Genomic DNA, 25550 nt, shown 5'->3' with positions numbered 1-25550 from the left:
TCAGTTCTGTGGTTCATTAGTTATGTAACTAACCAAGGAGGGAAGGCGTGATGGAGTTCAGTTCAGCGGTGCCGATCTATGTGCAGCTGGCCGAGGATCTGCGTCGTCGTATTCTCTCCGGCGAACTCGGGCCCGGAGAAAAGGTCATGTCTACCACCGAATACGCCGCCACCTACCGCATTAATCCCGCCACCGCGAACAAAGCTTTTTCCCTCCTCGTGGAGGAAGGAATCCTGGAAAAGCGCCGCGGGATCGGCATGTTCGTGACCGCGGGCGCACAGGCAGCCCTGCGCGAACGCGGGCGCGCCACCTACCTGAGTGACACCCTCGCCCCGGCACTCGCCGCGGGCCGGGCGCTCGGGCTCAGCCGCGCGGAAATATCCGCACTCGTCTCGACCTATTGGGAGGAGAACCAATGATTAGCATCGAGAACCTGAGTTTCAGCTACCGGCGCGGGGCTCGCGCCCTCGATGATCTCAGCGTGGAGATCGGCCACGACACCATCACCGGCCTTTTCGGCCGCAACGGCTCGGGCAAATCCACGCTCGGGATGCTCATCGCCGGGCTCCTCCCGATTCGGCGCACCCGCGGGCGCGCCGCGGGAAGCATTTTTATTGACGGGCATCCGGTGGATGAAAACCCGGAGGTCATGCCGGGGGTGGCCTATATTCCGGCCCGCGTGGAGGTGATTTCCGGTTCGCCGCTCGCCATGACGATGGATTTGTGGCGCATGGCCCGCCCCACCTGGGATGAGGATTTCGCCCGGGAGCTCTTCGAGCTTTTCGAGCTGGATCCCACCCGCGTAATTGACGGGCTGTCCGTAGGCCAGCGCTCCACATTTTCCGCGATTCTGGGCCTGGCATCGCGCTGCCCCATCACCATTTTCGATGAGGTGCACCTGGGGATGGACGCGGTGATGCGCGAGCTGTTCTACCGGGTTTTGCTCAGCGATTTCGCCGAGCATCCCCGCACCATCATCCTCTCCTCCCACCTGCTCGAGGAGGTGGAGAACCTGGTGGATACCGTGGTGTTCCTGCACCGCGGGAAACTGCTGGAAGCCGGGGACGCCGATGAGGTTCGCGCGCGCCATTCCACGGATAGCCTCGCGTCCCTCACCGATGTTTTAGTTACGACGACGCTCTCCCCCGCCCAGCGCGCCCGTCTGGCACAACCGCTGGGCGCGCAGGCGCCCCGGGCCGGAAGCGCGTTAGCCCGTGCGGCGGCTGCCACCGGGGAAGCTACCCAGGAAGCCACCGCGGAAGCATCCACCCGCACTCAGATTGGAGTCGATCATGATTAAGCTGTATCGCTGCATCAATTCTGCTATTGATCTCACAGCCCGGCGGGTGATTGGATACCGCGGTCTCTTCTCCTATTTCTACCGGAGCTTCTGGTTGCTCACGGTGTGCGCGCTGGTCGTCATGAGCGCCTTGGCCTTGGCTACCAATAATCTCCCGCATATGGCCATTGAAGGAATTGATCATGGCTTCCTTAACTGGATCGTGCTTGCCTGGGTCTGCCTGGGAGTGGGAATGGTTCTGGTAGCTATGCTCTCCACGATTGCCATGCGAGCTCACCTACAAGCAGGGACCACGCGGCGGCAATTCTTCAACGCCCTGGCCCGGGCTGCCATGCGGATGAGCGCTGAATACCTGGTGGTCACCGCAGTACTCCTCCTTATCACGCTGGCCTTTATACCCAGTTCGAATGGCTCCAGGCTTCTCGATGGTGCTACGAACGGTAACGCGATGGAATCGGGCAGCGTGTGGTTCACACTCATTCCCATGTGGCCCGGCCTTCTCGCATTTTTCTTCACTACCGTGCTCCTCACCACCTTCTTCCTGCGCTGGTCGCTGAGCACAGTGCTGCGGGCCGCTGCCGTGGTCATCGCCTTCTTCGCCGGACTCTCCCTGGTGGGCTACCTCCTTGGTATCACCGGGCTGGCCGGATTTATCTACCGGCTCTGGATTCCCCATTGGGAAAGCTTCTACGCCTGGGCCGCCCGCACCGGCACGGATTTCGCGCATTGGGTTGGGCGAGTCGGAGATTCCACCGGTCTCTCGGAATTCTTCACCGCTAATAGGGCCTTTATGGCGATGATTGGTTTCATTCTGATTTTCGGCACCTGCGCGGTGATCGCCTGGGCACTGGCGCGGCGGTCCACCGGGCGCTTGCATCTGCTGCGGCTCTAACTGGGAGCGGGACCGTGCTGCGGGGCGCGCGGTGGCGCGCCCCGCAGCGCCGTCGTCGTTCCTACCTAGGAGCAGCGCGCACGCGCGCCGTAGACTATGCACATGATTATTGGCGTTCCCACAGAATTGAAGAATAACGAATACCGGGTCGCGCTCACCCCGGCCGGTGCGCGCGAACTGGCCGCGGCCGGGCATACCGTCCTGGTGCAGGCCGGGGCCGGGGCAGCCTCCGGATGCGCCGACGCCGCCTACGCCGCCGCCGGGGCCCGTATCTGCCCGGACGCGGCCGAGGTGTGGGGCGCCGATGCGGTTCTCAAAGTCAAGGAACCCGAAGCGGAAGAATACGGGTATTTGCGCGAGGACCTGGTGCTTTTCACCTATTTGCACCTGGCTTCCCAGCCGAAACTGGCCCGCGCGCTCCTGGATGCCGGCACTACCGCCATCGCCTATGAAACCGTGCGGGAACGGAAAGCGCTGCCGCTGCTCGCGCCCATGAGCCGGGTGGCCGGGAAACTCGCCCCCATCGTGGGCTCGCATTACCTCCTCGACGCGCAGGGCGGGGCCGGGATTCTCATTGGCGGAGTGGCCGGGACCCGCAAAGGCAAAGTCACCGTGATCGGCGCGGGCATTGCCGGGGAATCCGCCGCGGTGATGGCCGCCGGCATGGGCGCGAACGTGACGATTCTGGATATTAATATTGAGCGGCTCGCCCAGCTGGAAATGCGCCACGCCGGGATGCTCACCACCCTCGCCTCCACCGCGCAGACCATCGAGGAGCAGGTGGCGGATGCCGATTTGGTGATCGGCACGGTGCTGGTGCCGGGTTCGTCCACCCCCAAGCTGGTGACCTCCGCGATGGTGGAGGGTATGCGCCCGGGCAGCGTGCTTGTTGATATTGCTATTGACCAGGGCGGATGCTTCGAGGATTCCCATCCCACCACCCACGATGAGCCCACGTTCACCGTGGACGGCAAGATTTTCTATTGCGTGGCGAATATGCCCGGTGCGGTTCCGCGCACCTCCACGGAAGCTTTGACGACGGCGACACTCCCCTACGTGGTGCGCCTGGCCGCCCAGGGGTGGCGCGCGGCCGCCAGTGCGGATCGGGGTTTCGCTAGCGGCGTGAATATTAGCGGCGGGAAAATTACCCACCGCGGGGTTTTTGATTCGCTGAGCGGGGCGCTGGGGCTGCCCGAATCTGAGTTTGACGATTCCTACGTGTCGAAGGCAATGGCAGACTAGACCCATGAGCGATTTCTCCTCGATCTACAGTCACGGTTACGTGCGCGTGGCCGCCTGCTCCCCGGAAGTGGTGGTGGCCGATCCGCAGCGCAACGCCCAGGCCATTATTGCGGCCGCCCGGGTGGTGAGCGCGCGGGGTGCGGTGCTGGCCGTGTTCCCGGAGCTGAGCCTCACCGGGTATTCCGCGGAGGATCTGTTCCTCCAGGATGCGCTGCTGCGCGCCACCCTGGAAGCCCTGGAAACCGTGCGGGCGGCCAGCGCGGAATTCGACGCGGCCCTCATTGTGGGGGCGCCGCTGCACTGGCGCAACCGCCTCTATAATTGCGCGGTTGTGCTCCACCACGGGAATGTGCTGGGCGTGGTGCCCAAGTCCTATATCCCCAACTACCGGGAGTTTTACGAAAAGCGGCATTTCGCTTCCGGGGCGGGGCTGCGCAATGCGGATATCGAGCTGCCCGGGGTGCGCACGGATGCGCCGTGGAGCACCGGGCTTAGCGAGGAGCAGCGGGCCGAATTCGCCCACACCGAAGAAGCCTGGGCCTATACCCTGGGGCGGGATACCGTTCCCTTCGGGCCGGATCTGATTTTCTCCGCTAGTGATATTCCCGGTTTTGATTTCCACGTGGAGATCTGTGAGGACATGTGGGTTCCTATCCCGCCCTCGGCGCGCGCGGCCCTGGCCGGGGCGCAGGTGCTCGTCAATCTATCCGGTTCCCCGGTTACGGTGGGCCGTGAAGATGACCGCGATCTGCTGATCCGCGGGGCTTCGGCGCGCTGCGCGGCGGCCTATATCTACGCGGCGAATGGCGAATGGGAATCCTCCACGGATCTGGCCTGGGATGGCCAAACCGTCATTTACGAATGCGGGGAGAAAATCGCGGCCGGGCAGCGTTTTTCGGCCGGCCACAGCGCCACCCTGGGTGATATTGACTTGGATCGTATCCGCCAGGAACGCCAGCGCAACGGCTCCTTTAATGACAATGCGCTCACCCAGGGCACCGAGCGCGATGCGTATACCAACCCGGGCACGGATTCTTTCCGCACCATTCATTTCACCGCCGGCATTCCGGATATGAGCGCGCTTGGTACCGCGGAGCAGCGCCTGCACCGCGAAGTGGTGCGATTCCCCTTCATGGGCGGCAGCGAACGCAATCCGGATCGCGATTGCTTCGAAGCTTTCTCCATCCAGGTGTACGCGCTCATTACCCGGCTGCGGGCCACCGGCTCCGCCAAGGTGATTATCGGGGTATCCGGCGGGCTCGATTCCACGCACGCCCTGCTGGTGGCCTGCCGGGCCATGGATCTTCTGGAGCGCCCGCGCACGGATATCCTTGCCTATACTCTGCCCGGTTTCGCCACCTCCCAGCACACCAAGAACAATGCCTATGCGCTATGCGAAGCCCTGGGTGTTCCGCTGGAGGAGATTGATATTCGCCCGGCGGCCCGGCAAATGCTGGCCGATATGGGCCATCCCTTCGCGGCTGGCGAGCCAGTTTATGATCTCACTTTTGAGAATGTGCAGGCCGGGCTGCGCACTGATTACCTGTTCCGGCTGGCCGGTTTCCACGGCGGTATTGTGCTGGGCACCGGGGATCTTTCGGAGCTTGCCCTCGGGTGGTGCACCTTCGGGGTGGGTGACCATATGAGTCACTACAACGTGAATGCCGGGATGCCGAAAACCTTTATGCAGCATGTGCTGCGGTGGATGGCTCGCCAGGACTTCCTAGCCGGCGCGGCGGCGCAATCTCTTATCGATATTCTCCATACGGAGATTTCCCCGGAGCTGGTTCCCGCGGATGCCGGCGGGGCCTTGCAATCCACCCAGGAAAAAATCGGCCCCTACGAACTCCAGGATTTCACCCTGTACTTCGCCTTGCGCTACGGCTTCCTGCCCTCGAAAATTGCTTTCCTGGCCCGGGAAGCCTGGGGGGATGCTTCCCGCGGCTTCTGGCCGGAAGGCATTGAGGGGGATGCCCGCCACGCCTATAGCCTGGCGGAGATCAAGACGTGGATGGAGCTGTTCTACCGCCGGTTCTTCTCCCAGCAATTCAAACGTTCCACTCTCCCCAACGGCCCGAAGATCCTTTCGGGTGGCTCGCTTTCCCCGCGCGGGGATTGGCGTATGCCTTCCGATGCCACCAGCCGGGTGTGGCTGGCCGATCTGGAGAATATCCCCGATATCCCCACGGAGGACGCATGATTTCCCTGCAAGAAAATGTGACCGAGGATTTCCTGGCGGCCTGCCAGCGCCTCATCCCCCAGCTCTCCTCAAGCAGCGCGCCGCTTTCGCGCGGTGCTGCGGAGGAATTGCTCGCCCAGCCCGGGGTGTACCAATTGGTGTACCGGGTGGAGGAAGGTGCCCCGATCCTCGGGATGCTCACCCTCGTCACCTTCCAGATTCCCACCGGCACGCGGGCCTGGATTGAAGACGTAGTGGTCGACGACGCCGCCCGCGGCCACGGCGCCGGCCAGCAACTCGTGGAAGCCGCCCTGGCGCACGCTGCCCAGCTCGGCGTGAAATCGGTGGATTTGACTTCGCGGCCCAGCCGGGAAGCCGCCAACCGGCTCTACCGGCGCTGCGGTTTCGAAGCGCGTGATACCAACGTGTATCGGTATCACGCGCAGTAAAGGCGGAGCACAGGCGCGCGCGGCCGCGTGGTGAGTAGCGCCATTGCTGCGAGAAGCGCGCCTAGCGCCGGGTGACCACCAGCTGGGCGCGCTGGAATTCCTTGCAATCTGAGTAGCCATTAGCGGCCATGGCGTGGCGCAGTGCCCCCATAATATTGGTATGCCCGCGGGCGCTCGAGGTGGGCCCCACCAGGATTTCTTCCAGCGTGCCGGCGGTTCCCACATAGACACGTTCCCCGCGCGGGAGGCGCGGGTGGCGGGCTTCCGGACCCCAGTGCCAGCCGCGCCCGGGTGCTTCGCTGGCCCGCGCCAGGATAGTTCCGAGCATCACGCCGTCCGCCCCGCAGGCCAGGGCTTTAATGAGATCCCCGGAGCTGCCCACCGAGCCGTCCGCGATCACATGGACGTAGCGCCCGCCCGATTCATCGAGGTAGTCCCGGCGGGCGGCCGCGATATCGGCTATCGTCGTCGCCATCGGGGCAGCGATCCCCACGGTACGTAACGTCGCAGAAGCGGCCCCTCCCCCGTAACCGGCCAGCACCCCGGCCGCGCCGGTACGCATGAGGTGCAGCGCGCTCTGGTAGGTGACCGCGCCACCCACCAGCACCGGAATATCAAGATCGTAAATAAGGCCGCGCAGGTTGAGCGGTTCGCGGGTGGTGGACACATGCTCGGCGCTCACCGTGGTGCCGCGGATGACCAGGAGGTCCAGGCCGGCATCGGCGGCAGGCGGCACAATTTCTTTGGCGTGGCCCGGCGAACAGGCCCCGGCTACGGTGATCCCGGCGGCCCGCAGTTGCGCCACCCGGTAGCGCACCAAGCCGGTATCGATGGAGCGCTCGGCGTAGATCTGCTGGAGGCGCGCGGTAGCGGATTCGGGCGGCAGCGCGGCAATTTCTTCGTACAGCGGGGTGGGATCCTCGTAGCGGGTCCACAGGCCCTCAAGGTCCGCCACGCCCAATCCCCCGGCCCGCCCCAGGCGGATCATCATATCCGGGGAAGCCACCGAATCCATGGGGGCGCTGAGCACCGGAATATCGAGGTGGTAGGCGTCCAGCTGCCAGGCAGTGGAGACTTCGCGAACGTCCCGGGTGCGCCGGGTGGGCACGATGGCGACGTCGTCCAGGGTATAGGTCATCCGCGCGCGTTTGCCGCGCCCAATCTCGATTTCGCTCACGCCCTCCACTTTACCGGCAAAGAAAGGCGAGCGGCCGGGCCGCGGTGCACATCCGCGCGGTTAAGACAGCGAAGCGCGGGGCCGCAGCCCCGATTCACCCGGCTCCTGCGTTGCACTCCACCGCATCACGCGCTTACCGCGTTACACTCCTACCGCATCACGCACTTACCGCGTTACGCCGCTACCGCGTTTCCGCACCCAGCGCGCGGGCGAGGAAACGCGGCGCGAACGTCTTTTCGTAGGTGCCCACAAATTCTTCCACCTGCCCGTTGAGCCAGCGCTTGAAAGCGAGAATATTGGCATCGGCCGCGTCCTCGGAAAAGTCCCCGGAAATCCCGAACGTATTGTAGGTATCCAGGCCCTCATCGCAGGCGTATTTGAACATGGCGCGCTCAACCGGATAATCCCGCGCGTAGGCGGATAGCGTTTTATCCATCCCGCCGAGCAGCAAAATCAGTTCGGAACCGACCCGGAATCCGAGCGCCGCGTTGAAGGGAATCTCCGCGTCGCCGCGCTCGGCCAGAGTTTCGCGTGCCATCTCTTCCTGGCCGTCGAGCACCTCCAGGCGCTGGGCTGCCTGCTCAAGTTCGCGCTCCCGCGCTTTCGTTTCTTTACGCCCGCGTAGTACCTCGATCCGCTCGTGTACTTCCGCGCGTTCGGCCGCGATCTGGTCGAGGTAGCGGCGCGGGGACACATAGGCCACCGCGAGCAGCGCGCGTTCGGGACCCATGTCCGCCATGAGATCGCGGTAGAAACGCACCGCGGAAGCCGAAAGCGCGGGCATGCCGTCGGTGCGATCCCGGGTGCTCGCGTAGAGCTGCACGAATACATCGAAATCTTCGGGCCCGAGGAAACGGGTCTGCACCCCGTAGCGGTTTTCGTTATTGAAACGACGACGCAGCCCCTTGGCAAGAGTTGCTTTGGCTTCTTCGAAGTTCATCCCGGAGATCGTCTTGGTGTAAATCCAACGCAGCTGGATATCGGCGCGCTCCCCGAATTCATAAGGAAGGTGGCGCCAACCATCGCGTTCCAGGGCCTCGGACACCGCGCCGGCCACCGGATTGTCCTTGAGCGGCGTAATATCCGTGTACCAGCGCCGCGCCAGAATCGGGTTAATCCGGGCGGTGAGCAGGCGCGGCTGGGAAGCGAAATGCCGGTTGAGCCCGCTGAAGAAAGCGGAAACAACCTCGCTGCGGCTCCAATCCAGGGTGGGCCCGTAGGCGAGGGAAGCCCGGGCGAAGATCTTCTTCCAGGGCTGGTACATGACGAGGCCGGCCCCGCAAATCGCGCCGGCGGCATCACGCACGCCCACGTATTCCACCCGGTAGCCTTCGGCTGCCCGGACTCGCCCGTAGCTCACCGTTTGGGAAATGAAACACCGTTGCGTGGTCATGTAGTCGTTATAGTCATTCTCGGATAACACCGCGAACTGCATTGTGTTCCTTCCTGCCGGGCAGCTCAGAGCTGATTCGCCACCTGCCTATTAGAGTAACTTAAGCTGAAACAGCCCTGGAAATGCGGGGCGGAAAGCTTCCTCAGTTCGGTGCGAATAATCCGTCTTAGCTAAATGTCACCAATCCGGCTCGGAAGGCCAGGACGATGGCCGCCGAGCGGTCGCGAGCGCCCGTCTTGCGCAGTATTGCGTTGATGTGGCTTTTGAGAGTACCTTCCGAAATACAGAGTTGCCCCCGAATTTCTAGGTTAGTTAAACCGCTACCGATGAGGGTCAAGACTTCTAGTTCCCGTGCGGTCAAATTCTGTAATTCAGGTACCTCACCAGGTGACCGGCCCCTTTCGTGGAGGTAACCCTGTACTACGTGGTCCAGAACCTGGCGGTCGAGCACTCTGTTTCCCACCGATACCTGGCGGATTGTCGAGATAATCGTCTCGGATTCGCTATCTTTGAGAAGGTACCCGTCAGCGCCCAGGCTCAAGGCCTTTCGCAGATACAGGTCATCCTGATACATGGTCAGCATGACAATGCGCCCAGGGAAGCCATTCCGTTTCAGCTCCTTGAGTACGTCCAGTCCGTCCATCAGAGGCATGCGAATATCCAGCAGCAGAACGTCAATATCCGTCTCACGCACCATACGACAGGCTTCCACGCCGTCTCCGGCGCTGCCCACCACGCGAAAGTCCTCCTGCTGCTCGAGGAGAACCGCGAGGCTTTCCCGAAGTAGTCCCTGATCATCTGCAATCGCAATCCGAATCATCATGTGCTACCTCCTCATACATACCGGGTATTACCGTTCTCACTCGGGGTACATGCATAGTTTCCACCCGGCGCCCACTGGCCCGGCGCCCACGACATAGCCGCATTCGGCGGCGCGTTGCCGAAGGTGATCCAAGCCAATACCGGAGCCCATGATGGGCTGCCAGTCCGGTGCCGGTCCCTGATCTACTAGTTCGAGGCTCACGCCTGTGCCTTTTTCTTCAATCTGGAAGGTGACGGTGGTGGGTCCGGCATGGCGGGCGGTATTCGCTAGTCCTTCCCTGCAGGTTGCGATGAAGAGCTTGCGCAGTTGCGGATTTAGCCTTTGGATAGTTGCGAGTACTTCGGCAGTGCCCCTGAGTTCCATACCGTGCCGTTGCGCTGCCGCAAAAATTTGTTCTAGATCCGGCATCCCGGGAGGGCTAATATCGCGGCCCTGCAATCGGTCAAGAACAGTACGCATCTGAGCGATAGTTTGTTTATTAGAGTCCCGAATATCGCTCAACGCTGCCAGTGCTACCGGATCAGTCACTTCTTCGAGAGCCCGGGTGAGTCGCAAGTGCTGTAATCCCAAGCCGTCGGAAACTATATCGTGCAGCTCCGCGGCGAGGGCTAAGCGATCTCCCGATAGGATTTTTTCAGTTTCCGCCTGTGCTTGTAACTCACTATTGCGTTTTCTTTGCACAAGCCACTGCCAATACCACCACCCCAGCAGCGCCCCGCAGAGCGCAAATATCGCTAGACGCCACCAGATTTCGTATTTTTCCGGGACTGCCACAAAGACCATAAGTCCCAGAACAAGCAGTGGTAGCACCGCCCTGCCCAGCACTCCCCAGCGGTTTTCCTTCTTCTGCGCCGTGTGACCGGCGGTCACGCGAATGGACGCGGGACGCGATGGAGAGGTGGTAGCGCACATAGCGCATATGCTACCCGTGCAGCGCTCCCATTCCATCGGCCCGCGGGCTGATTTTTCCCTCGGAACCCAGGCTGAGCTAGGGCCGCGAGTATCGAACACGAGGCCGATGTGTTCCGCATGATGAGTCGCCAGCATAGAAGCATGACAACACTTCCCATAGAAACCAAGGATTTATCCAAAATTTATCGTGGTCAAAGTGCGCTCCATAATCTAACGCTGAGTTTCCCTCCCGGCCAGATCGTGGGTTTAGCTGGCCATAACGGTTGCGGAAAATCCACACTCATACGTCTCTTAGTTGGCCTGGAACCACCCACCCATGGACAAGCTCTCATCTTTGGGCATCCCTACCGACGACTGGACTACCCGCTTCGCTACGTGGGAACCCTCCTGGGTGGTTCGGGGGCAACTCGCTCGCGTACTGTGCGCCAGCATCTGGCATGGATCGCAGCGACCCATCACTTCGCGAGCCAGCGCATTGACGAGGTACTGCATACGGTTGGTTTGGATCACGTGGCCACTCGAAAAGCCGGAAAGCTCTCTCTGGGCATGAATCAACGTCTCGGTTTAGCGGCCGCGCTTCTCGGCGACCCTCCTGTGCTGCTACTAGACGAACCTTCCAATGGTCTTGACCCGCAAGGAATCGAGTTACTGGCGCAGCTGATTGTAATGTGGCGGCGTGAGGGAAAAACGGTTGTGCTCTCCAGTCATCTGTTGGATTTCCTTGCCGATACCTGTGATCGTCTGGTGGTCCTGGAACAGGGCAGCGTGGTGTACGACGGCGCAGCCACGTTGGCTCACGGCAACCTGCCATTCGGCCGATGGCCGTCCCACCCGAATACAACCGAAAAAGCTACCGGAGCCGCGAACCACGAAGGAGACACAGATGCTTAGGTCATTTTCGCGGTTAGTGCGCGCACAATGGGTACTCTGGTGGACCTCACGATCTGTCCGAATCGCATTTTTGGCATGTTTCCTGCCTGCAGCATTGTTCTTATTCGTACAGTACAGCGACGGGAAACTCTGGCACGCCGATTATTCTCTATTCTTGCAGGCGCTCCTTATGCTCTCCCTTGCCCCCATTATTTCCGGGGTGGGATCCATCTCCGAAAACTTGGTTCCCCTGGAGCCCCACCACGCTTCCACCCGAACTCTCATCGCGGTAGCGGTGCCACGTCGTTTCGCCTGGGCGGCTGCTCATCTACTGGTAGGTTTCTTCTTTGTCGTCATGTACCTCAGCCTTGCCCTGTTTGTCGGCTTTGGCGTGGGTGCCTTCCAGTGGAGCAGCTTCAATGTACAAGCGTTATGTGGTCTCCTCATCTACTGGAGTGTACTGTGCTGGTTAGCCTCCTTCCTCACCTCGGTATTCCAATCCGGGACGATCCCTCTTCTCTTCCTCCTGCTCAATCAGTCAGTTGTTCCACTGTCGTTCCTTTTATCTCGGGTAACGCCCCTCGCCCGTTGGAGTCCGGACCTGGCCGCTTACGGCCTGATTTTGCAGGGTGATATGCTCACCAATTCGGCTATGTCACCAGAACTTGCTGCGGATGTAGCCGCGCATTGGAGCACAAATATCTTCGTTCTGCTCGCGTGGATGATTGTCATTACACTCGGGTTTTTCTGGTCCGAACGCCGTAAGGCCGCGGCATGATTAGCTCTTTGCGTGCCCGCGATAGGGCGATCTGGCACCTGCGCGGTGCGCTCATTCAGGTGGCTTCGCAGGTACGAATCGGTGTCGTTCTCGGGCTGTGTGTCGTTGCCGGGAACATGATGACCGCCCTGCAACTACTCCCCCGCGCCGGCGAACTTCCCGCTGGTTGTGCAGGTTTATCTACCGCTATCGCGGTCAGCATTGTTTTTGCGCAGCCCATTGCGGCTGTCCTACCGTGCGTGTTGCTAAATTTCGATGATCAACCGCGTTACCGCGATATCACTACCTTGGTTCTCCCCGCCACACCACTGACCCTGCTCGCCCGAGCCATATGCAGTGGCGTGACTGTGTGTTTGTGGGGATTGGGTCAGGCCATTGGCGCCGTGGTGATGTACAGATTTCTGGCACCGCGCGGTATAGATGCCTCAACTCTAAGTGCCGCAGAGTATCGCGAGCTGTTGTTAGCCTCGCTACCTTCGGTAGGTGCGGTACTCGTGTATCTTGCCACCCTGTGCATATTCTGCGTGAGTATCTGCCTTATTTTCCGATCCCGATATTCCAGCGTGGCCGTTCTGCTCACGATTGTGGCGATTATCGCTCCTCTTGTCCAGACCCTCCTTCCCGAGGTAGGAAAGTACCTTCCCGGAATTGCCGGTATCAGTATCCTCAAGGGTGACGATTCCGGGAATATGCTTCCACCCGGAACCGGGCTTCTCGTACTGCTCTTCTCCAGCTTGCTGCTCATCGGTGTCGCCGCGTTGAAACATTGGATACCCTTACGCCGCGGACGTAGCCGCAGATAGAAACAGGTACGTTTTTGTGTCGTAGGGGCGGATTAGACTACGAAGCACCAGCACAGAAGCGCGGCGCGGGCCGCGGAAAGGATGGGAACCGTGTGGACCACGCTGCCGCTTATCGGCTTTGATACAGAAACAACCGGGGTGGATCCCCGGCGTGATCGCCTCGTCACTTGTTCGCTCGTGCGGGTGGATAGTGAGGGAACCTCGCGGCGGTATTGGCTGGCGGATCCCGGGGTGGATATTCCGGAAGCGGCCAGCCAGGTGCATGGCATTACTACGGAGCAGGCCCGCACGGAGGGCCGCCCCATCGCGGAAGTGCTCGGTGAGATCGCGGATATTTTGGGTGCGCAACTCGCGGCGGGCCAGCCGGTGGTGGCTTTTAATGCCTCTTATGATTTCACCCTGCTCGAAAGTGAGCTGGCCCGCCACGGGATGCCCACCCTCAGCCAGCGTTTGGGTGGTGAGATTTTCCCGGTTATTGATCCCTATCTATTGGATCGCGGGGTGGATCGCTACCGGAAGGGGAAGCGGCGCTTGGAAAACCTCGTTATGCACTACGGGGTATTCCAGGATGATTCTTTCCACAATGCGGAAGCCGATGTGGTGGCCACGCTGCGGGTACTCGGGGCCATGTTGGAGAGATTCCCCCAGCTGCGGGAAAAGGAACTGCGGGAAATCGTGGATATTCAGATCGCAGCAGAACGCGAATTCCAAGAGTTTTTGCGCAAAGTAGGCCGCTCGGATGGTCCCAAGGAAGGCTGGCCCGTTCCGCGCGCATAGTGCTCACTGGTCGCGTTGCTGGTCCGGCTGGGCGAACCCAGCCGGAGCCCGCATAGTCCAGCCGCTCATGATCGTGCTACGCGCATCAACTCGGCCACGCGGGAGCCGGGCTGCGGCGTCGTACTTTGCGGTACATACGAAAGGCCGGGAACGCACTCTTACGTTCCCGGCCCTCGCCACCACCCCGGCCCTACCGCTCACGGCAGCGAGCTAAAGGAGGTTATGAATAGGAATATTTAGGACTTGAGCCCGGAGTAATTCGGGGCTTCCACGGTCATTTCCACGTCGTGGGGATGCGATTCCTTGAGGCCGGCGCCGGTCATGCGGACCATGCGGCCCTTTTCCTTGAGCTCGGCGATGGTGGAGGCACCCGAGTAGAACATGGTCTGGCCCAGGCCGCCCACCAGTTCGTAGAGCACGGAGGCCAGCGGGCCGCGGAAGGGAATCTGGCCTTCGATGCCTTCCGGAATGAGCTTGGCATCGGAGGTGACATCGGCCTGGAAGTAGCGGTCCTTGGAGTAGGACTTCTTGCCGCGCGAGCTCATCGCGCCCAGGGAGCCCATTCCGCGGAAGTGCTTGTACTGCTTGCCGTTCACGAAAATGACTTCGCCGGGGGTTTCCACGCAGCCAGCCAGGAGTGAACCGAGCATCACGGTATCGGCACCGGCCACGATGGCCTTGCCGATATCACCGGACCAGTGCAGGCCGCCGTCCGCGATCAGCGGGATACCGGCCGGCTTGCAGGCGCGCGCCGCATCCACGATAGCGGTTACCTGCGGTACGCCAACGCCGGCCACCACGCGGGTGGTGCAGATGGACCCGGGGCCCACCCCGACCTTGACCGCGTCCACCCCGGCATCGATGAGTGCCTGGGCGCCGGAGCGGGTGGCGATATTGCCGCCAATGATTTCCACGCCGTCAAAACCGGAATCGGCACGCAGGCGGCGAATCATATCGAGGGCGAGCTTCGCTTCCCCGTTCGCGGAGTCAATCACGAGCACGTCCACACCGGCATCAGCAAGCATCCCGGCCCGCTCCCAGGAGTCGGTCAAGTACCCAACGCCCGCACCCACGAGGAGGCGGCCCTGGGAATCCTTGGAAGCATTGGGGTACTGCTGGGTTTTGACGAAATCCTTGACAGTGATAAGGCCGGTGAGGCGCCCATCTTCATCAATAAGGGGCAGTTTTTCGATTCGGTGGCTCTTGAGGAGTGCCCGGGCATCCGCGCGGGACACGCCCGTGGGCGCGGTCACCAGCGGCATGCGGGTCATAACATCCTCAACCCGGGTGGTGGCGTACTCATCTTCCGGAACGAAACGCAAATCACGGTTGGTAATAATGCCGAGCAGGTGCTTCTGCTCATCCACAACGGGAAGGCCAGAGACCCGATACTGCCCGCACAGGGCATCGAGCTGGGCGATCGTGGCATTCGGGGCGACGGTCACCGGGTCGGTGATCATACCGGATTCGGAACGTTTGACCTCGCGAACCTGCTGGGCCTGATCTTCCGGGGAGAGATTGCGGTGAATAATCCCAATACCGCCCTGGCGTGCCATCGCAACAGCCATATCGCGCTCCGTGACCGTATCCATGGCCGCGGAAGCCATGGGGGTTTTCAGCACAATATTGCGGGTCAGGTGGGAAGAGGTATCGACTTCGGAAGGAATAACATCAGTTGGTTGCGGAACAAGCAACACATCGTCATAGGTTAGAGCAAGAGGAGCAAAATCGTTCACGAAATCCATTTTCCCATGTTATCGCGCCAAGCTGATAACTCCAATGTGGCCGGCACGCGAAAATCAACACAGCTCGCGCGCGCATACCCAACCGGCAGGCACATATACACAAGCCCAGCTCACAGGCCCGTGATTAGCAAGTCACCCGTGCGCAACTAGCCCGCACGCCGCGCGGCTCACTCATGAGCACGGCAGCATGCGGGCTAGCGATGCACAACAGCACTACCGGCAAGAAATGCCCAGCAGCACCGCGGCGGAGTTCCTTAGCGAACCCTCCGCAGAATCCTTAGCGGACCCGGTGGACGGCCGGGGTATCGACGCCGTCGCCATTCCAGTCACCCAGGAGGTGCGTATCGGTGTGCTTCCCGAAGGAGTACACCGCGCTGGCCGGCCCGGAGCTCAAGGAGCCGGCAACGTAGTAGGCGTTACCGCGGACCACCACGATGGTGTCCTTCCCGTCCCCATCGGTATCACCGGCGAGGGCGATATCCGAAGCACGGCCGAAGGAGAAGGTGGCACCGGCAGCCCCGCCCAGGGAGTCCTGCACGAAGAAGGTATTGCCGCGCTGGACCGCTACTTCGTCACGGCCATCGCCGTTGAAATCGCCGGCCAGGTAGGTATCCCCGTGGCGCCCGAAGGTGAAGACGTGGTCCGCCGCGCCGCCGCGCAGGGAATCCACCGCGTAAATGGTGTTTCCGCGCACCACGGCCACGGTGTCCTTACCGTCCCCGTTCCAGTCGCCGACGAGCACCCGGTCACCGGCCTTCCCGAAAGCAAAGACCTCGGTGGCATTCCCGGCAAAGCCGTTGGTCAGGAGGAACTGGTTACCGCGCACGACGCCGAGGCTATCCACGCCGTCGCCATCCCAATCCCCGTAAATGAAGCTTTCGCCAGCGCGCCCGTAGCCGGCATCAATGCTGCCAGCACCCGAGTTCCAGGTATTGGTGGCGATGAAGCGGTTACCCGCCGGAGTGCCCGGCTTCGCGGGTTGTTCCGGGGTGGGGTTCGGGGTTCCGGGCTCCGTGGGTTCCGGTTTGCCCGGTTGCCCCGGTTCCGGCTTGCCCGGTTCCGTCGGCTCCGGCTTGCCCGGCTCCTCGCCCGCGCCCGGATCCGGCGTCACCGCGGCGGGAGCAACGGCCACCTGGAAGGACAGATCGGTGGGCCCGGCCACCACCCGCAGCACGGAATCCGCGGGGGCATCGGCAGGCACCGTAACCTTTACGGTGGCACGGCCGGTGTTATCCAGCGAGGGCGTCACGGTGGTATCCAGCGCGCCGCTGCCCACTTCCACCCCGTTGAGGTACACGGTGACTTTCTCACCCTTGGGCTCGGTGGAGGTGTGAGCCAGCGAGGAGAAGCTCAGCTCCGCGCTTTCCCCGGCCTTGAGAGCATCTTCCCCGGTGATACCCACCGAGGTCTGGTTATAACGCACCTGGTAGCCGGGGTTGGCCTTGAGGAAAGCGTTGAATACATCGTTATCGATCAGCCCGGTATCGGCGTAATTGCTACCCTCGCCGAGCACCGTGAAACCGTCACCACCGGCCAGGATGAACTGGTTGGAGGCCACGGTATAGACCTTCTGCCCCGCCCGATCCAGTTTCTCACCGTTGATGTACACGGCCTTGACGCGCTGGCCCGGGGTGGCATCCGCGGCGGCGTCGAAAACGTAATGCATATTGTAGGAAAGCCCGAGGCGCAGCATCGGCCGCGAGGCGCCTTCCTTGTCATTCCACTGCTGTTCGAGCATGGTGTAGATCTGCGCTTCGGTCAGGTCCACGGTGGCGTATGAATTCCCGAAAGGCTGCACGGTGTAGGACTCTTCCAGAGTGACGATGCCGTCCCCGTTGGGGTCCAGATCCGCGCGAATACCGCCCGGGTTAATAATCCCGAAATCGGCCTTCTTTTCCATGCCCTGGGAGTACTGGTAGAACGCTTCGGCGATCATATTGCCGGCCGAGGATTCGGTTCCGCGATTCGCCCCGGTATCGGTGCCGTTATTGGTGCCGCGATTCGCGATTCCCTTAATGGTCCCGATCTGCTGAGCACCCAGTTCCTTCGCCTTCGTTTCGGCAGCCTGGTACATCGCCTCAATATCGGCGGACTTGGGGGCCTGGGCATTCTTGTAGTCAATAGCAACGTTGGCGGCGGTAGCGCTCACGAGCTTCTTAGCTGCGGCGTCGTACACAAAAGTGTAACGGCCGTACGTGCGCCCGTATTCGCCCACTTCCAGAACCGGTGCGCCCGAAGGCGTGGTCACGCTATCCACGGTGAGGTGCGTATGACCTGCGACGACGGCGTCCACATCGCTTCCGAGCGTTGCCGCTACCGCATTATTGGCGTGCATGAGGGCGACGACGATATCCGCCTCGCCGTTGCTTTCGTCCCCATCCTTGAGCAGGGCAGCCTGCGCATCCACGGCCTTGACGGGATCCTTAATATCCAGGCCGGTAATCGCGGTGGGAGACACCAGGGTATTGAGCTCGTCGGTCACGCCGGAAACGAAAGCCACCCGTACCCCGCCCACGGTTTTTAAGGCGTAGGGGGTGATCTTTTCGGTATCGATCCCGCCCACGCTCGCCAGGGTCCACGGGAATTCGGAGGCCGGCACGATGCGGTTCTCGAAATCCTTGACGCCCTGGTCGAATTCGTGATTGCCCGCCCCGGAGAGGTCGAGCTGCATGGCGTTGAGAATATCGAGGGTGGGCTGGTCGTTCGCGATGGAGGATACGTAAGCCGAGCCGCCCACCAGATCCCCGTTCCCCACGAAAATGGTATTCGGATTGGCCTTGCGCAGCTCATCAATCTGGTAATCGAGGGCAGCCGCATTCTCGATATGGCCGTGGAAATCGGAGATCGCCGCGATATCGATAGTGACGTGGTCGGCTGGCGCGGCCTGGGCCGGCGTGGTGAGCACGCCCGCGCCCAGCACCGCAACCGCACCGAAAGCGGTCATGCGCCGCAGGGAAAATATGGTCATGGTGTTCCTTCATCCGAGGGAAATAGGACACCGTCACCATAGGAAGCCCGGGTAAACACCCGGCTAATTGAACGTGACTGGAAAGTGAGCGCGGGGTGGCGCGATTATTCGACTGTCACGGATTTAGCCAGGTTGCGCGGTTTATCAACGTCGTAGCCGCGCACCGCCGCCATCTCCGAAGCGAAAATCTGCAAGGGGATCACGGTGACGAGCGGCATCATGAGGGTGGGCGTGCCGCGGGGTGCCCAGAATACCGAGGTGGCGAAATCGCGAACGGCGTCGTCGCCCTCCTCCGCAACCACAATGGTGCGTGCCCCGCGCGAACGGACCTCTTGCAGATTCGACAGCGTTTTCGCGTGCAGCTCGGGGCGGCGCGGGGTCGGGACGATCACGAAAATTGGCAGGTTCTCGGTCACGAGCGCGATGGGACCGTGTTTGAGTTCCCCGGCGGCGAAACCTTCGGCGTGCACGTAGGCGATTTCTTTGAGTTTGAGGGCGCCTTCCAGGGCGATGGGGAAACCGACGTGCCGGCCGAGGAAAAGCACCGAGTTTTCGCCCTTGAGTTCGCGGGCCAGGGCGCGGATTTGCGGTTCTTGGGCGAGCATTTTTTCCATGCGCGCCGGCATTTTTTCGAGTTCGTCGAGGTAGCCGGTGATTTCGTCGCGGAATTTATTGCCGCGGATTTGAGCCAGGTAGAGCCCGAGCAGGTAGGACGCGGTGATCTGGGCCACGAAGGCCTTCGTGGAAGCCACCGCGATTTCGGGGCCGGCGTGGGTGTAGAGCACCGCGTCGGATTCGCGTGCGATGGTCGAGCCGTAGGTATTGACAATGGCGAGGACTTTCGAGCCCTGTTCACGCGCGTGGCGCACCGCCATAATCGTGTCCATCGTTTCCCCGGATTGCGAAATGGCGACGACGAGCGTCTTCTCCCCCACCACCGGGTCGCGGTAGCGGAATTCGGAGGCGAGTTCCACCTCCACCGGGATGCGGCACCAATGCTCGATGGCGTAACGCGCGACCTGCCCGGCGTAGGACGCGGTGCCGGCGGCGATCACGATAATTTTATCGATGGTGCGCAGCACCGCTTCGCTGATGCGCATTTCGTCGAGTTGGAGAGAGTCATTGACCACGCGCCCGCGCAGGGTATCGGCGACGGCGCGCGGCTGCTCGTGGATCTCTTTGTCCATAAAGGTGGCGTATCCGCCTTTGACAGCTGCCGAAGCGTCCCAATCCACCGTGAATTCCTTGCCCGCGCGCGGCGAACCGTCGAAGCCGAGGAGCCGCACGGTATCCGCGCTGATTTCCACCACGGTATCCTGCGGGACCTCCAGGGCGCGCTGGGTTTCGGAGATGAAAGCGGCCACGTCGCTACCCAGGTAGTTCTCCCCCTCACCCAGGCCTATGACCAGCGGGGAGTTCCGCCGGGCCGCCACCACGGTATCGGGGTGATCGCGGTCAATCGCGACGAGCGTGAAGGAGCCGTCGATAATATTCGCGGTGGCGAGCATGGCGCGGAAAAGGGCGGAGCCGGAGCCGGGCTCCGCGGTGGTGGCGGTGCTGGCTGCGGTGCCGGTGGCGGCGTCGTCGGAACCAGACTCCGCAACGCTCGCATCAACCGCATCAACCGCGGCGAGCTGCTGGGCGAGGATATGCGCCGCGATTTCCGAATCGGTATCGGAGATGGGCGTAATTCCCGCGGCCGCAAGGCCCTCCGCGAGTTCGCGGTAGTTTTCGATAATGCCGTTGTGGACGATAGCAACTCGGCCATCAAAAGAAACATGAGGGTGGGCATTGGTATCCGAGGGCGAACCGTGGGTGGCCCAACGAGTGTGACCGATGGCCACCTGCGCCGGCGGCAGCGGGGTGTCCTGCAGCGCCTGGCGCAGGTTATCGAGGCGCCCGGCGCGCTTGACCGCGCGCAAACCCTCCGGCCCGGCCACCGCCACCCCGGCCGAGTCATAGCCGCGGTATTCCAGGCGAGCTAGGCCTTCGAGCACCACCTGCAATCCGCGTTGCGTGGTGCCGGTCAAGGCGCCGGTGGTGGCTTCGGTCAGGGCGCTGGTGCCTGCCGTTTCAGCGCCGTTCGTTCTTCCCTGTTCTGCTCGCGAGCGCGGGCCCGCGTACCCAACAATTCCGCACATGGAAGTTAAAGTACTGCGCCGGCGGCTCCGAGAAAAGAGTCAACACCCGCACAGCGCGCACATTTGCGCAGGTCAGACAAATTTCGCTCACGGCGCCCGGGGTCTTTTCGAACGACGACGCAGCTACGTGCCGTCCCCGCCACCACACGACCCGAATGTATTTCACCTCACAAAAAGTTGTCAGACTTTAGGACCAAAAGGCACTTACTCCCGCCCGGCCACGCTCCTAATATGTTCAGAACAAGAACCGGTGATCTTGTATACGAGCACGGCAACCCCCGGCCTGGGTTGCAGCGGAAGCAATGTCGCGGAAGCTCCGTGCTCAGAACTGTCAAATTCATCGAAAGCGAATAGTGGTGAAACGTTTATACCGATTTATATCTGTTGCCGGTGCCTTACTCCTTACCTTGCCGGGCGGCGGTACCCTCATCGCCCACGCATCACAGGCAGCTACCCCCATTCATAAGTACACCTTCGATACGGATCTCGCGGATTCCGCGGGGCAACGCAATCCCGATCAGGCACAAGCGCCGCTGGTGAATGGCGTGTCCGGCACTGCCTTGCGAGTGGAGAATGGCCACGGCCTCAGCTTTTCCCAGCCGATATCGATTTCTGAGAAGGATCCGTGGTCGGTGAGCTATTGGGTGCGCTCGGATGCGGAACCCCGCGAACGTACCTCCGTGCTCATGGATAACAAGAAGGATTTTTCTTTTGATCTGAAATTAGCTGCGGGCCGCCAGGCTGGATTCCATGTTGGTAAGGGCCGCGGGGATGTGCTGACCTTCAAATACGATTTTGCCGGTGATACCTGGTATCACGTTGCGTGGACGCAATCGAAAACCGCTGGGATGACGATGTACGTCAATGGCCAGGCTGTTGATAAGAATTCCTGGACGAAAAATCATCGCGTGCTCATCCCCGCGGATGTTATTGGTGGAACTGGTTTCACCGGAGCCATTGACGAACTGGCCGTCTACAACTCTGAACTGAGCGCGGCTGAGGTGAAGGCTCTCTACGATAAGGAACGGCCGCAGGATTCCGCGCAAGGCAATCCGGACCAGGGAAAGCCGACTCCCGGCCAGCCCGGTCAGCCCGGCCAAGATGTCCCCGACAAGGGCGAACCCGGCAAAAACGAACCCGCCCAGCTCCAGCTCCCCCTGCGCAATACGATCCCGGAATACAAGCTCGATGATGCCGATATCAGCACGGTGATGCGCCAGCCGGGTGGGAATCGCCAGTATTTGGGGCAGCCCGATCTGGTGCAGACGAAAACCGGGCGGATGATTTCCGCGTTCCCGGCCGGGCACGGCAAGGGCCCGCTGGTCATGATGATCTCGGATGATCAGGGTAAAACGTGGACGGAAAAGACCGATACCCCGAAGTCGTGGACCGGTTCGCAGGAGACTCCTACCCTGTATTCCCTCATCCAGGAGGATGGCTCGGAGCGGCTCATGCTCATCACCGCTAATCCGGGGTGGGGTGTTGATAATGCCGGCCATCGTTACGGGTGGAATACCTCGTATTCGGATGACAATGGCGAAACGTGGAGCGAGTACACCAATTTCCATCCGGTGCGTCAGCATGATGGGAAGGATAATGCTGCGATTGTTGCTATGGCTTCCCTGGTGCAATTGCGCGACGGCACCGGCCAGCCAATCCAAAAATGGATGGGCGTCTATCACGATTACGATTTCGTCAATTACAAGACCTATCTCACTTTCGAGGACGGCGTGGAGAAGTGGTCTGATCCGGTTCCCTACCTGGCCGAACACCGCGATATTGAAAAGTCCCATCAAATGTGTGAGATCGGGATGTTCCGTTCTCCGGACGGCAAGCAGATTGTTGGTTTGGCGCGCAGCCAGTCCCACGCGCATCTGCCCACGATGATCGTGTCCAAGGATGAAGGCAAGACCTGGTCGAAACCGGTGGAGCTTCCCGGTTCCCTTGCCGGCGAGCGGCATAAGCCGGCCTATGATCCCGTCTCCGGCCGGGTGGTGGTTCCGATGCGGGAAATCCGCTATGACCTCAATGGCAATGGCCGCCACGATGGTGCCAGTGATTGGAAGGCCGGGAACTGGGTGGCCTGGGTCGGCACCTTCGATGATTTAATGCACCAGCGCCCCGGCCAGTATCGCATCCTGCTGGAGCGCGATTGGTCGAATAACCGTTACGGCGGGGATACCGGATATACGGGCATCACCGCGTTGCCCGATGGCACGTTCATCATGCACTCGTACGGCCACTGGGATAAGGACTTCTCACGTTCCTGGAAGGGAACGTCCGGGCGCGGGTACGATGTGCGCACCGATCTTGCGTATATCAAGCAAGCGAAATTTACCCTGGCCGGCCTTGAGCAATCGGCAGGTATTGCGCAGCAAGATCCGAAACCTACTCCTTCAGTAACGACGACGCCCACCGAGAAACCGGCCCCTTCGGCACAGCCCGTGCCCTCGGCCACTCCCACTCCCCCGGTGAAGCCGGGTAACACTGGCAATACGTTCTACCTATCCAATGATTGGGACTCCGCAGCAACCCAGCCGGCTTTCTCCTACGGGCGAGCCGCTGATCAGGTGTTGATCGGTGACTGGGATGGTGACGGTAAGGAAACCTTGGCAGTGCGCCGCGGTAACCAGATCTTCATTCAGAACAGCCTCACCGGAGGCGTGGCCGATGAAGTCATCTCGTTCGGGCGCACCGATGACACCATCGTGGTCGGCGACTGGGATGGCGACGGGAAGGACACCTTCGCGGTCCGCCGCGGCAACCAGGTATTCGTCCTCAACTCGATCCGTTCCGGCGATGCCGACCAGGCATTCAGCTTCGGCCGCGACGGCGATGTATTGCTCTCCGGCGATTTCGACGGGGATGGCAAGTCCAGCTTCGCGGTCCAACGGGGGAATGTGTTCTTCGTGAATAACACCCTCACGGGCGGCAAGGCGGAAACCTCCTTCTCCTACGGCAAGACCGGTGACCAAATCTTCGTTGGTGACTGGGACGGCGACGGTAAGGACACCTTCGCGGTCCGCCGCGGTAACCAGGTGTTTGTGGCGAACTCGCTCAAGAGCGGGAACGCCGATATCACCTTGCATTACGGCCGGTCTGGTGACCAGATGCTGGTTGGTGACTGGGACGGGGATGGTATTGATACCCCCATCGTCCGCCGCTAACACAGCACTGTTAGCAACCCGCTAACAACTAGCGCGCCTCGCGCGGGATGCCGGCCTATTGGCCAGCATCCCGCCCCGGGCAAGCGAAAGGGGAGGCCCCGGATTTTCCGGGAGCCTCCCCTTCCATCAAATTTAACTAGGAAACGAGACGATCAGCGATCAGTCCAAGTAGGCCCGAAAACCGCGATAAAAACACGAGAAAAACCTTCCGTAAGCAGCTACGGCGGTCAGGATTTCCCGTGAATAACCGACACAAATTCTCTATATTATCTGCGATAATATAGTTATGCAAAGAAGCAGTGTAAATAGCGTCGTAAACACCCCGTTCAACATCAGAAAAGGGGATAAAGATGTTGAATTCAAGGAAGACGGGAGCATTCTGATATCGACTCAGAATCTTCTAAAAAGAAAAAATCGAGAGCGACGGGGTTCGAATATAAACAACGAAATCCGGGCTGAACTGACGAGCATGGGCTGGGAAATGTTCCCACCAATCGAACTAGCGGACTACTACGGGGATGTGCAACTATCACCTAGGCCAAACGCCGCAAACAGGGATACATCTTCCATTCAGGGCAGTGTCCTATCCCTTCTAAAAGCCGACGAACCCGACGATCTTGACTACTTAACTTACGGCATGACTCCGAACGAGGCGTTAGATCGGATGCAAAATACAGGGCGAAGCAAAATGCCTTTGTTCTTCAGCGAATCCGATAAAGCTTCAATAATTGGCTCAGTAACGGTATCCGACCTGGCCCGCGGCATTACCGCTGGCCAAAGTAAGCTGGTTGAAATGGCGCAGACCCAGGTGCCTATCTTCCCAACAGAAAGAAAACTCTCCGACTGCATCCCTTCAATTCTTCAACATGGATTCATATACGGATCCGACACTAATGGACGAATCGTCCAAATATATACCCTTGCCGATCTGGCAAAACACCTTCACTCCACAACTGAAATGTTCCTACGAGTACAAGAAATAGAGAATCTAATTCGGAGAATTCTAGGTCAAGTTGATGAGGACATCCTCAGAAAAGCCGTATCCGAAACAAAAAGCCTCACCGACATTAAAAAGGCTGATGATAGCGGCCCCCTGTTCAACGACGAAGACATAAACTATGGGCAATCCAGTGAGTCTGAGCAATATATAGAAAGGTTAACGTTTGCCGGTTACATGAAGTGCTTTAGCTCTAAAGAGGTTTGGAAACAGTGCCTTTCGATAGATGGGCTGGACAAGGATCGTTGCCTAACGGCCCTAAACGATGCCCGATTAGCTCGGAACAAAGTCATGCACATTAGCAGCGATGAAATTATAGAAATGCTCACACCTTCATTTGAGTGTTTAGCCACCTGGCTCCGCAAAGCGGCACCTAAGAACCAGCCGAACTAATTATTCTACCGTTTTTCGAGTAGCGTCCGCATTTACCAGAAGGTAAAACCAAAGGGACAAACCCCAGTAGCACACTACTTGCGCAGACTCCACCGTTTCCACACAGGCACTGTCAGCCCGGACGCGCCGATCACTACCCGCGCAGAGGATCACTACTAGCCGAATACACGGTTTCGCCGGTGACGGAGTCGGTGATCAGGGTGGGAAAATCTCGATAATCGAGAGTAAGAGAAGCGTTGTAGCGCCGTGGCCCATCATGAACGATCTCAATGATGTCCATAGCTACTTGGAGAAACTCATCGTAGAGTGGATCCTCCGGTTCGATATCGAGTTCTCCTCCGTTCTCGCTCTCATATGCAGTGGCTAAGAGGCAGCGGTAACGTTCGCCTTCTTCGTAGTGAATATCGAGTAAATTATCCGGGCGGGCATCCGCGTAATGGATGAGCGTCCACACCTGGAATTCTTCCTCCGGATGCAAGTATTGGAATGCCATCTCACCGTCCGCTCTTTAACCTTGCCGTGAGGCTATGAAACTATGCACCGG

20 protein-coding genes are annotated in these 25550 nt (G+C 60.5%); 11 read left to right on the top strand and 9 right to left on the bottom strand.

From position 1 onward, the window contains the following. Nucleotides 1–50 precede the first annotated feature (50 nt). The 6 genes from ACRQDJ_RS06780 to ACRQDJ_RS06755 all read left to right on the top strand — a co-directional run bounded on the left by ACRQDJ_RS06780 (nucleotide 51) and on the right by ACRQDJ_RS06755 (nucleotide 6062). Nucleotides 51–419: a GntR family transcriptional regulator gene (locus ACRQDJ_RS06780; RefSeq protein WP_284889201.1), complete on the top strand. Its 369-nt coding sequence runs from the start codon at nucleotides 51–53 to the stop codon at nucleotides 417–419. Then, nucleotides 416–1300 carry an ABC transporter ATP-binding protein gene (locus ACRQDJ_RS06775; RefSeq protein ID WP_284889203.1) on the top strand — a complete coding sequence of 295 codons (885 nt, stop codon included), beginning with the start codon at nucleotides 416–418 and terminating at the stop codon, nucleotides 1298–1300. The genes ACRQDJ_RS06780 and ACRQDJ_RS06775 overlap by 4 nt, the downstream gene beginning before the upstream one ends. Beyond that, nucleotides 1293–2192 (top strand): hypothetical protein, encoded by a 900-nt coding sequence (locus ACRQDJ_RS06770; RefSeq protein ID WP_435711602.1) that lies wholly within the window; start codon nucleotides 1293–1295, stop codon nucleotides 2190–2192. Before ACRQDJ_RS06775 ends, ACRQDJ_RS06770 begins: the two co-directional genes overlap by 8 nt. 102 nt (nucleotides 2193–2294) lie before the next feature. After that, complete coding sequence (gene ald / locus ACRQDJ_RS06765; RefSeq protein WP_284889205.1) at nucleotides 2295–3434, top strand: alanine dehydrogenase; 1140 nt, start codon at nucleotides 2295–2297, stop codon at nucleotides 3432–3434. Nucleotides 3435–3438: 4 nt separating this feature from the next. Then, the gene (locus ACRQDJ_RS06760) at nucleotides 3439–5634 is read left to right on the top strand and encodes an NAD(+) synthase (RefSeq protein ID WP_284889206.1); all 2196 of its coding nucleotides are present in this window, start codon (nucleotides 3439–3441) and stop codon (nucleotides 5632–5634) included. After that, the gene (locus ACRQDJ_RS06755; RefSeq protein ID WP_284889209.1) at nucleotides 5631–6062 is read left to right on the top strand and encodes a GNAT family N-acetyltransferase; all 432 of its coding nucleotides are present in this window, start codon (nucleotides 5631–5633) and stop codon (nucleotides 6060–6062) included. Before ACRQDJ_RS06760 ends, ACRQDJ_RS06755 begins: the two co-directional genes overlap by 4 nt. A 61-nt stretch (nucleotides 6063–6123) precedes the next feature. Here ACRQDJ_RS06755 and ACRQDJ_RS06750 read toward each other — a convergent pair whose 3' ends face one another. The 4 genes from ACRQDJ_RS06750 to ACRQDJ_RS06735 all read right to left on the bottom strand — a co-directional run bounded on the left by ACRQDJ_RS06750 (nucleotide 6124) and on the right by ACRQDJ_RS06735 (nucleotide 10325). Beyond that, nucleotides 6124–7239, bottom strand: coding sequence for a GuaB3 family IMP dehydrogenase-related protein (locus ACRQDJ_RS06750; RefSeq protein WP_284889211.1), 1116 nt, complete (start codon nucleotides 7237–7239; stop codon nucleotides 6124–6126). A gap of 181 nt (nucleotides 7240–7420) precedes the next feature. After that, nucleotides 7421–8674 (bottom strand): lipid II:glycine glycyltransferase FemX, encoded by a 1254-nt coding sequence (locus ACRQDJ_RS06745; protein ID WP_284889213.1) that lies wholly within the window; start codon nucleotides 8672–8674, stop codon nucleotides 7421–7423. Between the two features lie 124 nt (nucleotides 8675–8798). Continuing rightward, entirely contained in the window at nucleotides 8799–9455 is a 657-nt protein-coding gene (locus tag ACRQDJ_RS06740) for a response regulator (protein WP_284889215.1), read from the bottom strand. A 36-nt stretch (nucleotides 9456–9491) separates the two neighbouring features. After that, nucleotides 9492–10325, bottom strand: coding sequence for a sensor histidine kinase (locus tag ACRQDJ_RS06735; RefSeq protein WP_284889216.1), 834 nt, complete (start codon nucleotides 10323–10325; stop codon nucleotides 9492–9494). Between the two features lie 183 nt (nucleotides 10326–10508). Between ACRQDJ_RS06735 and ACRQDJ_RS06730 the strand changes: the two genes are divergently transcribed. Then, entirely contained in the window at nucleotides 10509–11258 is a 750-nt protein-coding gene (locus ACRQDJ_RS06730; RefSeq protein ID WP_284889218.1) for an ABC transporter ATP-binding protein, read from the top strand. Between the two features lie 154 nt (nucleotides 11259–11412). Further along, nucleotides 11413–12015 (top strand): hypothetical protein, encoded by a 603-nt coding sequence (locus ACRQDJ_RS06725; RefSeq protein ID WP_435717898.1) that lies wholly within the window; start codon nucleotides 11413–11415, stop codon nucleotides 12013–12015. Nucleotides 12016–12485: 470 nt separating this feature from the next. Here ACRQDJ_RS06725 and ACRQDJ_RS06720 read toward each other — a convergent pair whose 3' ends face one another. After that, nucleotides 12486–12782, bottom strand: coding sequence for a hypothetical protein (locus tag ACRQDJ_RS06720; RefSeq protein ID WP_284889220.1), 297 nt, complete (start codon nucleotides 12780–12782; stop codon nucleotides 12486–12488). Between the two features lie 126 nt (nucleotides 12783–12908). Between ACRQDJ_RS06720 and ACRQDJ_RS06715 the strand changes: the two genes are divergently transcribed. Continuing rightward, a complete protein-coding gene (locus ACRQDJ_RS06715; protein WP_284889221.1) occupies nucleotides 12909–13595 on the top strand; it encodes an exonuclease domain-containing protein in 687 nt (228 codons plus the stop codon). A gap of 236 nt (nucleotides 13596–13831) precedes the next feature. Here ACRQDJ_RS06715 and guaB read toward each other — a convergent pair whose 3' ends face one another. The 3 genes from guaB to glmS form a co-directional block, all read right to left on the bottom strand. After that, nucleotides 13832–15340 carry an IMP dehydrogenase gene (gene guaB / locus ACRQDJ_RS06710; protein ID WP_026428247.1) on the bottom strand — a complete coding sequence of 503 codons (1509 nt, stop codon included), beginning with the start codon at nucleotides 15338–15340 and terminating at the stop codon, nucleotides 13832–13834. 277 nt (nucleotides 15341–15617) lie between these two features. After that, a complete protein-coding gene (locus ACRQDJ_RS06705; protein WP_284889223.1) occupies nucleotides 15618–18308 on the bottom strand; it encodes a 5'-nucleotidase C-terminal domain-containing protein in 2691 nt (896 codons plus the stop codon). 104 nt (nucleotides 18309–18412) lie between these two features. Then, a complete protein-coding gene (gene glmS, locus ACRQDJ_RS06700) occupies nucleotides 18413–20449 on the bottom strand; it encodes a glutamine--fructose-6-phosphate transaminase (isomerizing) (RefSeq protein ID WP_284889225.1) in 2037 nt (678 codons plus the stop codon). A 356-nt stretch (nucleotides 20450–20805) separates the two neighbouring features. On the opposite strand from glmS, the gene ACRQDJ_RS06695 reads away from it, so the two are divergent. Both ACRQDJ_RS06695 and ACRQDJ_RS06690 read left to right on the top strand, forming a co-directional pair. After that, nucleotides 20806–23616, top strand: coding sequence for a LamG-like jellyroll fold domain-containing protein (locus ACRQDJ_RS06695; protein ID WP_435717897.1), 2811 nt, complete (start codon nucleotides 20806–20808; stop codon nucleotides 23614–23616). Between the two features lie 286 nt (nucleotides 23617–23902). Next, nucleotides 23903–25006 (top strand): CBS domain-containing protein, encoded by a 1104-nt coding sequence (locus ACRQDJ_RS06690; protein WP_284889229.1) that lies wholly within the window; start codon nucleotides 23903–23905, stop codon nucleotides 25004–25006. Nucleotides 25007–25139: 133 nt separating this feature from the next. Here the strand turns inward: ACRQDJ_RS06690 and ACRQDJ_RS06685 are convergent, their stop codons facing one another. Beyond that, nucleotides 25140–25499, bottom strand: a complete 360-nt coding sequence (locus tag ACRQDJ_RS06685) for a hypothetical protein (protein ID WP_284889231.1) — start codon at nucleotides 25497–25499, stop codon at nucleotides 25140–25142. Nucleotides 25500–25550: the final 51 nt, after the last annotated feature.

Origin of the sequence: Actinotignum urematis, from assembly GCF_051264595.1 — a bacterium.
Lineage (GTDB): Bacteria > Actinomycetota > Actinomycetes > Actinomycetales > Actinomycetaceae > Actinotignum > Actinotignum timonense_A.
Note: the sequence above shows the minus strand (reverse complement) of the source record. Positions and strands in the feature narration are given on the sequence as shown.

Coding starts and splice junctions, on each gene's coding strand:
- ACRQDJ_RS06780 (WP_284889201.1), top strand. CDS start 51: ATGGAGTTCAGTTCAGCGGTGCCGATCTATGTGCAGCTGGCCGAGGAT.
- ACRQDJ_RS06775 (WP_284889203.1), top strand. CDS start 416: ATGATTAGCATCGAGAACCTGAGTTTCAGCTACCGGCGCGGGGCTCGC.
- ACRQDJ_RS06770 (WP_435711602.1), top strand. CDS start 1,293: ATGATTAAGCTGTATCGCTGCATCAATTCTGCTATTGATCTCACAGCC.
- ald (WP_284889205.1), top strand. CDS start 2,295: ATGATTATTGGCGTTCCCACAGAATTGAAGAATAACGAATACCGGGTC.
- ACRQDJ_RS06760 (WP_284889206.1), top strand. CDS start 3,439: ATGAGCGATTTCTCCTCGATCTACAGTCACGGTTACGTGCGCGTGGCC.
- ACRQDJ_RS06755 (WP_284889209.1), top strand. CDS start 5,631: ATGATTTCCCTGCAAGAAAATGTGACCGAGGATTTCCTGGCGGCCTGC.
- ACRQDJ_RS06745 (WP_284889213.1), bottom strand. CDS start 8,674: ATGCAGTTCGCGGTGTTATCCGAGAATGACTATAACGACTACATGACC.
- ACRQDJ_RS06740 (WP_284889215.1), bottom strand. CDS start 9,455: ATGATGATTCGGATTGCGATTGCAGATGATCAGGGACTACTTCGGGAA.
- ACRQDJ_RS06730 (WP_284889218.1), top strand. CDS start 10,509: ATGACAACACTTCCCATAGAAACCAAGGATTTATCCAAAATTTATCGT.
- ACRQDJ_RS06720 (WP_284889220.1), bottom strand. CDS start 12,782: ATGTTTCAACGCGGCGACACCGATGAGCAGCAAGCTGGAGAAGAGCAG.
- guaB (WP_026428247.1), bottom strand. CDS start 15,340: ATGGATTTCGTGAACGATTTTGCTCCTCTTGCTCTAACCTATGACGAT.
- ACRQDJ_RS06705 (WP_284889223.1), bottom strand. CDS start 18,308: ATGACCATATTTTCCCTGCGGCGCATGACCGCTTTCGGTGCGGTTGCG.
- glmS (WP_284889225.1), bottom strand. CDS start 20,449: ATGTGCGGAATTGTTGGGTACGCGGGCCCGCGCTCGCGAGCAGAACAG.
- ACRQDJ_RS06690 (WP_284889229.1), top strand. CDS start 23,903: ATGCAAAGAAGCAGTGTAAATAGCGTCGTAAACACCCCGTTCAACATC.
- ACRQDJ_RS06685 (WP_284889231.1), bottom strand. CDS start 25,499: ATGGCATTCCAATACTTGCATCCGGAGGAAGAATTCCAGGTGTGGACG.